Source organism: Roseovarius sp. B-10 (assembly GCF_056859295.1).
Genome location: NZ_JBSXOE010000043.1, coordinates 1 through 10,548 on the forward strand (window position 1 = coordinate 1; position 10,548 = coordinate 10,548).

Annotated in this window: 9 protein-coding genes; 7 read left to right on the top strand and 2 right to left on the bottom strand. The window is 59.7% G+C overall.

Annotated features, from left to right (window positions below):
• The 7 genes from AC13D8_RS19130 to AC13D8_RS19160 all read left to right on the top strand — a co-directional run.
• Positions 1-2,608: strawberry notch family protein (locus tag AC13D8_RS19130; RefSeq protein WP_482970165.1), on the top strand; the 2,608-nt coding region annotated here is incomplete at its 5' end.
• Between the two features lie 121 nt (positions 2,609-2,729).
• On the top strand, positions 2,730-3,116 hold the full coding sequence (locus AC13D8_RS19135; RefSeq protein WP_482970166.1) for a DUF6878 family protein: 387 nt from the start codon (positions 2,730-2,732) through the stop codon (positions 3,114-3,116).
• Between the two features lies 1 nt (position 3,117).
• On the top strand, positions 3,118-3,579 hold the full coding sequence (locus AC13D8_RS19140) for a DUF6915 family protein (protein WP_037240038.1): 462 nt from the start codon (positions 3,118-3,120) through the stop codon (positions 3,577-3,579).
• 100 nt (positions 3,580-3,679) lie between these two features.
• Entirely contained in the window at positions 3,680-3,982 is a 303-nt protein-coding gene (locus tag AC13D8_RS19145) for a hypothetical protein (RefSeq protein WP_037240040.1), read from the top strand.
• Positions 3,983-4,108: 126 nt separating this feature from the next.
• Positions 4,109-4,831 carry a DUF736 family protein gene (locus AC13D8_RS19150; protein ID WP_037240043.1) on the top strand — a complete coding sequence of 241 codons (723 nt, stop codon included), beginning with the start codon at positions 4,109-4,111 and terminating at the stop codon, positions 4,829-4,831.
• Positions 4,832-4,985: 154 nt separating this feature from the next.
• Positions 4,986-5,489 (top strand): hypothetical protein, encoded by a 504-nt coding sequence (locus AC13D8_RS19155; protein ID WP_236553432.1) that lies wholly within the window; start codon positions 4,986-4,988, stop codon positions 5,487-5,489.
• A gap of 163 nt (positions 5,490-5,652) precedes the next feature.
• Positions 5,653-6,252: a rhomboid family intramembrane serine protease gene (locus AC13D8_RS19160; protein ID WP_107817808.1), complete on the top strand. Its 600-nt coding sequence runs from the start codon at positions 5,653-5,655 to the stop codon at positions 6,250-6,252.
• A gap of 134 nt (positions 6,253-6,386) precedes the next feature.
• Here AC13D8_RS19160 and AC13D8_RS19165 read toward each other — a convergent pair whose 3' ends face one another.
• Positions 6,387-8,717, bottom strand: coding sequence for a S8 family peptidase (locus tag AC13D8_RS19165; protein WP_074940746.1), 2,331 nt, complete (start codon positions 8,715-8,717; stop codon positions 6,387-6,389).
• An 8-nt stretch (positions 8,718-8,725) separates the two neighbouring features.
• Complete coding sequence (locus AC13D8_RS19170; RefSeq protein WP_197060313.1) at positions 8,726-9,694, bottom strand: AAA family ATPase; 969 nt, start codon at positions 9,692-9,694, stop codon at positions 8,726-8,728.
• Between the last annotated feature and the right edge of the window lie 854 nt (positions 9,695-10,548).

Consider the following 10,548-nt stretch of genomic DNA (forward strand, 5'->3'; position numbering starts at 1 on the left):
CTTCGTCACCTACGCCACGCTGCGGTCCGCGGGCAAATGCGGCACCACGCGACTGAGCCAGATCCTCGACTGGATGGGCGAAGACTTTGAAGGCGTACTGGCCTTTGATGAGGCCCATGCCATGCAGAACGCGGCCGGGTCGGAGCAGGGCAGGGGGGTCAAACCCTCCCAGCAGGGCCTTGCTGGCCTCCGGCTGCAACTGGCAGCACCCCGCGCTCGCGTCTTCTACATCTCGGCCACGGGTGCCACGAGCGTCCACAACCTGGCCTATGCCGCGCGTCTCGGTCTCTGGGGGCAGGGCCCCGAATATCCCTTCCCGAGCCGCGAGGGTTTCGTTTCAGCGATGGAAGCCGGCGGCGTGGCTGCCATGGAGGTGGTCGCGCGTGATCTTAAGACGCTCGGCCTCTACACGGCGCGTGCCCTCAGTTTTGATGGGGTGGAGTATGATGTGCTGGAACACGCGCTGACCCCGGCCCAGATCGAGGTCTATGACGCCTACGCTGGAGCGTTTCGCACGATCCACCACAATCTCGAAGCCGCGTTGACTGCGACCGGCGTCAACGACGCCTCGGGCGAGACCAATGCCTCGGCCGCACGCGCCTCGGCCAAGTCCCGCTTCGAGAGCACGAAGCAGCGCTTCTTCAACCATCTCCTGATGGGCATGAAAGCCCCGACCATCATCCGCGCGATCAAGGACGATCTGGCGGTGGGCAAGGCTTGCGTCATCCAGGTGGTCTCGACGGGTGAGAGCCTGCTGAAGCGCCGGCTTGAGGCGATGGACCCGGAGGATGAACTCGTTGAGGGGGCCTTGACGCCGCGCGATTATGTTCTGGGATACCTCGAACAGGCCTTCCCGATTCATGCGCAAAAGCTGGTCGAGATCGACGGCAACATGGTGGCGGAACCTTTGCGCGATGAAACTGGCGCGCTGGTCGTCTCGCGCGAGGCGCTTGCCCTGCGTGATGCGGCCATGATGGAGTTGATGACGCTGGCCCCGATCCCTTCGGCGCTGGATCAGATCCTCTGGGCCTTTGGCGACGAGGCAGTTGCCGAGGTCACGGGTCGATCGATCCGGCCCCTCAAGGCCGAGGATGGACATCTCTTCATCGAGAAGCGCGCCGCCAGCAGCAATTCGTCGGAGACCCAAGCCTTTATGGATGGTGAGAAGGACATCCTGATCTTCTCCGATGCGGGCGGCACGGGCCGATCTTACCATGCGGCGCAAACGGCGAAGAACCAGAAACGACGCCGGCACTACCTGTTGGAGCCCGGCTGGCGCGCCGATGCGGCCATCCAGGGGCTCGGCCGCACGCATCGCTCTGCCCAGGTCAGCGCGCCCTTCTTCCGGGTCTGCACCTCGGATGTGCATGGCGAGAAGCGCTTTACCTCGACGATAGCCAAACGCCTCGACCAGCTGGGGGCCTTGACCAAGGGTCAGCGCGAGACCGGCTCGCAGGGCATGTTCCGCGAGGAGGACAATCTCGAAAGCCCGATCGCGCGGGCGGCGCTGCGTGGGTATTTCGCCGATCTTGCCGCCGGGCGGGCAGAGGCGATGAGCTACGAGAGCTTCACCGACTGGACAGCCCTGCGGCTGATCGACAAGGACAGGGTGCTGCTTGAGGAGCTTCCCCCGATCCAGCGGTTTCTAAACCGGGTGCTTGCCCTGCCCATCCACATGCAGAACGCGCTCTTTGCCGAGTTCATGCGCCGGATTGCTGATCAGACCGAACGGGCGCGCGCGGCGGGCACGCTCGATCTCGGCGTCGAAACCCTGCGCGGCGAAAAGATCGAGCAGGTCTCCACAGAGGATCTCTGGACCTGCCCGAAATCCGGCGCGGTGACGCGGATCATCGGGCTGGAGGTCACCGACCCGGTCCACGTTCTTGGGGCCGAAGAGGCCATATCGCGCAATCTGGATAAGCTGCCGATGGTTAATCGCGCCTCCGGCCGCGCGGCGCTCATCTCGGCGCGGCCCATGCAGATGTATGACGAGGACATTGTCACGCTGATGCGCAAGGCGGTGCGGCCAAACGGGTCGAGCTATCTTGAAGAGGCACGGTTCGAGTCCTCGGCCTGGGAAGACATTGGAAGGCCCGAGTTTGCACGGCTTTGGGATGCCGAGGCTGCGTCCCTGCCAAAGACTACCACAACCAAGCTCTACCTGCTGACCGGGCTGCTGCTGCCGATCTGGAAGGACATTCCGACCACCAATGAGCGCATCTACCGGGTCACGTCCGATGGGGCGACCGCCATGATCGGGCGCACGCTGAGCGAGGAAGGTGCGGCCGCGCTGCGCGCCCGCTTCCTCGTGTCCAACCCGCAAACACCGCAGGAGATGTTGACCGCCGCCCTCGGCACCACCGCGCCTGTCGATCTGGGCCGGGGTCTGACCCTGACCCGTCGCCGTGTCGCAGGCGAGATGCGCCTCGAGCTCTGCGGTGCGGATCGGGGCATGATCGAAGGCCTCAAGGCCCTCGGCTGTTTCACCGAGATCATCGCCTTCCAGTTGCGGGTGTTCCTGCCGCATGGGGACGGGATCGACACGGGAAGAATTCTGGCCCGGATCGTGGGGCAGGGAGCCGCCAGAGCGGCAGAACAAGCCGCCTGAAAAGTCAAAGCGAGCTTCCGGTCGGGCGGCGTGGATCGGGATTTGGCCGATCTGCGCTTTCCGGACGCGCGCTGACCATTGCCCGGCCCGGCCCCCCAAATTCAGACGAGAGGACAGACCCATGACCAATCCCCAAATGGACTATGCCGCGCTTGCGGCTCAGTGGCGTGCAGAGCGCGAAACCACGCTGAAGGCATCCCGAACGGAGCTGCTCGCGCAACTACGTACGCTTGGCATCAGCGAGGTCACTGCCGAATACGAAGGCTATGGCGATTCCGGAAATGTCGAGGATGTGACGGTGCAGCCTGCAGACGTTAACCTGCCGGAGGCGCTTGTCACAGAAGTTGGCGACTTCGCCTGGTCGCTTGCCTATCACCATCATCCGGGGTTCGAAAACAACGAGGGCGGCTACGGCACGCTGACCTGGGACATAGCACTAGACAGCATTATCCTCGATCACGCGGACCGCTATGTCGAATGCTCGCACAGCTATGACGAGGGGCTTTGAGATGGCCCATCCGCTTCATCATGCTGAAAGCTCTGCCCGGAAATTCGGCGGGGTGCCGTCTGACTATCAGGCCGTGCACGATTGGTTTGACGCCTCGAAAGAGCACCTAGCGCTCTTCACGCACCGAGCCATGCGCCACCACGCTCAAGGCCTGTTCGAGGCCGAACGGGTTTTCGGCCTGACCCTGACCAATAGCGCGGGTCGGGACATACCCGTGCGCTGGATCGGCGAGCAGCATGTCCGCGAAGACTGTCAGGGCCGTATCCCGAGCATGGCGGACTGGCTGCGACGGATACAGCCCGAGCCATGGATGGCCAATGGCCACATCGACCGGCATTCCGGCGATGAGCCCTGCGGCGACCCAAGGGTTGCCTGGGCCTCCGAGGTCGCCGCCGGAAGAACGGTTCTTGGCCTGACGGATTGGATGGCGGCGCGCGCGACGCAAGCCACGCAAGGTGCCTGACAGCTCTCGGCCGTTGGCCAAACAAATGCTGCATGGAAGCCCGGTTGGACGACCGGGCTTCTTGCGTCGTTTCCCCACCATTCTTCGTAAGGAGGATCGCATGACACTCGAAGACATCAAGGCCGCCGTCGATGCCGGGCAGACCGTGCATTGGGCCAATACCGGCTACATTGTCCACAAGGACGGGCTCGGTCAGTACCTGATCACCTATGTGCCGAATGGTAGCTGCATCGGCCTGACAGACCGGAGCGGGCACCGGTTGAACGGAAAAGAGGTGGAGTTCTTCATAGCGCGATCCGAGGACGGCGCGGAAAATCCGGGCAGCCAATCAAGACCAGACGGGCAGGGGAGGGGTGTAGCACCCGGAGGCGTAGGTGCATTCCCACTCGGACGGCAGCGCTGAGCCGGGGGGCGGGGCATAAAGGGAAAGCAAGCTTTCTGATTTGTGATCCCTCAAGGGGTCGAGAAAGTAATCCCGGATGCGCTGGCAAGAACGTCAGACACCGGCCAATCCAAAAGGAACTATCCCATGTTCGCAGGAACCCTCACCCGCAATGTCGAGACCGCAGCCGCCGAGTACACCGGCATGATTCACTCGACGCGCTTTGATATCGCCATCCAGCTGGAAGCGCGGGCCAAGATGTCCGAACGCAGCCCGGATTACGACGTGACGGCGGTCAACAAGTCTGGCCGCAAGGTGCGCATCGGTACGGCCTGGAACGAGACCGGCACGACCAGCGGCAATCCCTACATCTCGATGCAGATCGATGTCGGTTTGGGCCCGTTCCGCGTCAATGCCGTGCAGACGAAGGAAGCGCGCACAGCCCAGAGCGGCGAATTCGAGATCATCCCGCTGGTCTCGAACGGCCTGATGAAGTCCGGCTCGATCTCGGGCGAGCTCACCGCCATGGACGCCGACAACGCCTTCACCGGCTACATCGCCAACATGATGTTCGATCTGGAGTTCATGCTGATCGAGAACGATTACAAGACCGAAGACACGCATCCGGACTACCGGATCGAGGTCAGTTCGCCGCGTGGCAAGCCGATCCGCGTTGGCTCGGCCTGGATGGCCAAAAGCAGCCGCACGGGCAATGACTACCTGTCGCTGCTGATCAACACGCCTGATGGCGACCTGCGCGTCAACGCTGTGCAAAACGAGGAGCAGCGCGGTGGCCAGACCTTCTCGATCATCCCGTTCATCGACAGCGGTGAGCAGCCTCAGGACGCGGGGTTGTCATTGGTCGCATGACCAGCGCGCGAGAGAAGACGATCTGAACCGAAAGGGGAGCCGTGAGACCACGGTTCCCCTTTTTCCATGTCTGGCTGCACGAAGCACGCATCTGCTTGCGATCTGCTGAATATGATATACGATAATATATTATTGAATGGTCGAGGGTGGGCACATGGTGGCGAGACTGGGAAAAGCTCCGTGGTTCGAGAGCTTTGATGTAGACGCCGAGGTTGAAGAGCTTCTTGCTCATATCCAGCGTTGCACCGGATTTGCGCTGCCTGAACGACAGCGTGATGTCATCATGACCCATGCAAGGGCAAAGCTCGACAGGACAAGGCATGCATATCTGGAGGCCAAGGCGGCGGGAAAGCCGGTGTCCACATCGCGCCGCGCCTATCTGACCGACCTTCAGGACACGATCTTTATGGCGATCCCGGAAGAGAACCTCGCGCGGATGCCCCTGAGCGATCAGGTTCTCAACGATCCATCATTTTACGCGGACGCCATGCACTATGCCGCCGCGATCAGCGAGGATGAGCTCTTCATGGCGCTGTCCTCTTCGCTGAAGGACATGACCGTTCAAGACGCCCAGGCCTTTGTCTCAAAGCTCTGGCACGGCGCGATTGACGACAATGCCCGCAAATATGCCGAAGCGTTGAAGCGCCCCGAGCGTTAAATCATGCCGCTGCGGCCTGGGAACACCGTGTAAGATCGGAGCCATTCTCTTGGCTTGAGCCCTACCGAGTTTGGCCGCCGCGAACCCCCTTTCCCGGAGGTGGCACCCTGTGCAGCGCGCGAAAGCCGTTGAAGGCGCTGTGGGGACGACTACTGTCGCCAACATGATGAACCGGGATCATATGCGCGTCTTCTTCCGGCGCACCGCGGCGCTTGCCGCCTTTGTCGCGCTGCTCTGGGCGGTTCAGGTTGTCAATTGGATCACCGGCTACGGCCTGAACCCGGCCTTCGGCCTGATCCCCAGGCACGGCAGCGGGTTAGATGGTGTCATCGCTATGCCCCTCCTGCATGGGAGCTTCTCGCACCTGATGGCCAATACGCCGCCGCTCCTGGTGATGGGTGGGCTGCTGGTGGCAACAACCACGCGAGGCTTGCTGTCGGTGAATGCCGTGGTGATCGGCCTCGGCGGTGCTCTTGTCTGGCTGTTCGGAAGCTCCGCCATCCATATCGGAGCGTCAGGGCTGGTCTTCGGCTGGTTCGGCTTCCTCATCGCGCGCGGTCTTGTGGATCGCTCCCCGATCACGCTGGGCGCGGCACTGGTGGTCGGTGTCCTCTATGGCTCTATTCTCTGGGGCGTTCTTCCGGGCCAACCCGGCGTGTCGTGGGAGGCGCATCTCTTCGGCGCTATCGCGGGCGCGGGCGCTGCGTTCCTAATCCGGACGCATGTCCATGCGCCGCGCCTCGGCAGCGTCGATCTGGACTGAAGCCGTACACTCGGCCGATTCCGGCCGTTCGATGAGCGCAAAGTTCGCCGCAGCGCGGCTTGCTCGAAGCTGACGTTTGTTAGTCCGAAGATTACCGATAGACGCGCAAAAATTGCTAGAAAATGTCGGGGTCTTCAGGTCCGCAATCTCGGCCGTAGCCTTGCATACAGCTGCACTTGAGCATGGTGCTCCAGTTCGACTACCAGCGCGAAGTTTTGACGGATCTCCTGATCCATAGCCCAGCCACCCACGCAACGTACTACCAGATGATATTCACCGCCATATTGTGTTGTGTCGGCTGAGAACGATATCGAGGCGCTTTGGATTGTGTTTTTGTCGCGAGCGTTCTTCTTGGGCACCAGATCACAATCATATTTTCCCGCCATCTCTGGGGGATCCGTTCCCTCTCCCACCCGAGAGCGAAAATACTCGAAGACGTGATCGACCGGGCAGCCCCGAATAAGGCGAAAATTCATACGCGTGCCGATATACTCTGCGCGGGTTCTTTTCACCGGAGGATCATACGCCAGAGAAACCCGAATAGTGCGTTTTCCTCCTGTCTGAAACTCAATCGGTATTGGCAACCGATAGACTGCGAAATGGTCCAGTTCCAGACTGTCTTCCACGAAGTAAACAACGCGGTGATCATCCGAGTAGGCCGCACGCAAGGTGTCGACGAGGCCAATACCATGGACTCTTGAATGATCACGCGCATCAAGAGCCAACAGTCGTCGAGTGGAAGCCTCTGGAACAGTCGCGGAATTCGCCAGAAGCGCTTTGATCAGATTGGCTGATGCCCCGGGGAAACGTCTGACCAACTGCGCAGCCCTGTTCGCTAACATCGGTGCGGCGAAAGACGTGCCGCTTTTGCTTGTAAGCAATTGACGCAAGAAATCGTGGTTTGTTGTAATCAGGCCTGCCGTCGCCAGATGAGGGGCCGTCTGCAAACGCCTCGCCACGGCATCAAAAACCATTGTCCCGCCATAGTCGACGAAATCAGGTTTGGTCATGCCTCCGGCGCCTGGGCCAGTGCGCGTGAAAGGTGCAGGTTCATCTCGCTCGGTGATGGGCTGAATATGCGCATCAAATTCATGCTGAGGGCCAATGCCGTTTGCATGAGCCAATGCACCAACCGTCACGATGTTCGCGCCTCCAGCAGGTTCACATACACGGTTTGCGACTTCAAGGAGATAGCCCGGATATTGGGTCACGCCTTGCTCAACTGATGTACCGCCACGAGGGGGCCGGTTTCCCGCTGACACAAAGATCAGGACGTTCAACTCACGTGCCAACTCATCCAGCGTCGTTGCCCAAGGACCAACGCGTCCTTGCTCAAAGTTAGCCTTCGTGTCGCCGAGAGAGATCACGAATATCCGGCATCCATGACTTGCATTTAGGCTCTGGATCGTTTGTCTCATCTGGCTCGGCAGCGTCCGACGATCAAAAAACTTCCGCTCGTCCGTTACCACCTTTGCCGAGATAATTCTCGCCACACGTTGCAAAGAGGTTCCGTCGAGCTGCGACCTTAAATCACCAAGCGCGGCAACACCGGCCACTGCCGTCCCGTGTCCGGCAATATCTGCTTCACCGAGCTCGCTGGGAAAGGCCTCGCGCGCGACGATCGCATCCGCGAGGAATGGATGATCGTTCACGCCCGTATCCAACACAGCAATGATTGGCAGATCAGGGTCAAGAGGCGCAACGGGCGGAACATCATCTAGCGCGAACTGGACGATCTGATTGGCTTCGATGTCCGGCTCCGGTGGAAGGTCAATAAAAGCTACTTCAGGAACAGAAAAAATCGGTCTGATAGACTGCCCTGAAGCCTTGACCCGGATCATCGTGATAGATGGCCCAGAATAGTGGTCGTATAGCTCTCCACCCTGCTCCTCAATGAACGCGATGATTTCTTCTGCCTTTCGACGACGCGCAGCCTGCGTCCCGAACTCCCAAAGTTCGACATCGAGTATGTACTCTTGGCCGTCTTGAAGATCAGAAACCTCCGTAAAACCGGCTTCCTTGATCCTGATCCCGAGACGGTCGCGCGGCTCCAGTGTGCTAATACTACCGATACGGTTGATAAAACCGGAGTAGCTCGGATTCTTCTGACCTGCAGGTGTTGGTCCCTCATAGGCATCCAGCCTATTGCGAAAATCGCTCAGTTCATCTGTTGAAGAAAACAAGACGATATTGTTGTCATCGTCTGTATTTAACAACGTGAGTCCAAGCTGTTCCCAGTCTCCCTCCATGGCCAGTCCATGCATGTGGACTTTCAGAATCAGGGATGGATCGACAAATTGGGGAGGGCGGATGGCGCGTTGACGTGCGACCGCATCATCGGCTTCGCGCCGTATTTGCCCTCCGTGACCCTTTCCCGGCTTGGGCGCTGGACCGGGTCTGCCGTCTTTTCGGCGTGCAAAAGGCTCTTTCGCTCTGACCAGTTGCAGATGATCGTATTGTGCCAACAGTGGCCTCACTGGTTGTTCGATAATTTCCTTAATCGCATCCTGCGGCGTTCAGCGTAACGGATGGCATCACGAAAGTCTTTCTTTGAAATGCTTTTTCGGCGATCAAGAAGAGAAATTTTCTTGGCCTGGTTGCAAATTTTTTCAAGCTCGGCATAGGAATAATCAGCTAGGCTCTGAACGAAATCCTCTGCTTCGAACTCCGTTTCGGTGTTTTTCAGCGCATTGGTGAGATACCTGCGGACCATTGCTTCGTCGGGATGGTCAAACCATACTACTTCATCGAAGCGTCGCCATATGGCGGGATCAAGGTGAGCGTCCAGGTTAGTGGCGGCAATCAGAAAACCACCTGGCTGTATCTGATCGATGAAGATCAGAAGACTGTTGACCACGCGTCTCAGTTCACTGTGATCGTTGCCTTCTTCCCGCGACCGCGCAATCGCGTCAAATTCATCGAAAAAAAGTACGCATGGCTGGCGGCGTGCAAACTCAAAGGTCTTGCGAATATTGGTGGCAGTCTCGCCCAAAAATGAAGAGATGAGGCTGTCCAGTTTGACAAAGAAAAACGGCAATCCCAGCTGGCCGGCAAAAACCTCAGCACACAATGTCTTGCCCGTTCCAGGTGGCCCGCAGAACAGTAGTTTGGAACGCACGGGAAGCCCGTGGCGCTTGATCGTTTCGGACTTTCGGAATTCATCCAGTAGCCCAGTGAAGAGCTCAATGTTGTCGTGAGTCAGGATAATGTCATCGGGCGTATGAACGGGTTCGATCCGCTGGATGAACTCTCCGGCCTCGTCTGGGAACGGCACCAAAGGAGAAAGACCCTTGGCTTGCGGGCGTGTCGTCAGTCCATCCAGTGCCTTGCGCAGTGACCGTGCTAGCACTCGGTTGTTCTTTTTTTCCTCTTCGGAGATGATCTGTTCGACAACACCACGGAATTCATCGTCGCGCCCGTAGCTCGACAACAGCTTTTTCATCAGTTCTCCGCGTGCCATGCAACCACCTGCTTTTCGTAAAATCGTAGCCGAGTATTGCGACGAGCGCTACCGAATTTGACGCTTGATTTGGATAAAGCCGGGTTGGCATGCCACGGTGTCGAGAAAGGCTGAGGGCGCATCAAGTCAGTTCGAAATCTTACGGCAAACGTCCGGTTTTCTTGACCTGCTTCACTTTTTTCGCTGCCGCAGCGAACGTCCGCCCGCCCTTTAAGTCGAATGCCCGGACAAGCAATACCTATAGTCGGCAGCGGCGTCGCCCGCACATCAACCTTGGCCAGAGCCTTGCGGCCTCCCCAGCTCGGCTGCGCGTGTCGCAGGGGAGAACGGCCCTTCGGTCCGTCGCGCATTCGGCCATGTGGCCTCACCGCGGCGTCGCGCCTGGCATCCCGGTTTGCCCGCCTCGCGAGCACGTCCCTCCCCGGCCGCTCCGCCGGATTGCGCTCTGGTCTGTTTTGCGGGGCAAAACGATCCCGCCGCTTCATCCGTCTCCCGCGTCCGGTCGGGCCGTTTGCCTGCTCGGGTCGGGCAAACCTACCCTCAAAACACACACACATGAGCGTGGAAGCATATCCTCCGGATGGCCCCCAAATCAGCCCGCGTCAAGGATCGCAAAACTTTTCGGCGAGGGCGGGGGCCTGTGGCGTGGGGCGATCCCGTGCGTGAGCGCGTGCATGCGTCAGCTGCTGCGCGCAGAAAACTTTTGCGCCCGGCAAGCCGGCGGCTGCGCCGTCCCTGACCCGGGCAGATTCGGAAACCAGGCATTCGGCCATGCCCCCACACTCACGTGGTGGCCTTGGAACCGAACACTGGAGACCAGACATGGCTTACGACAA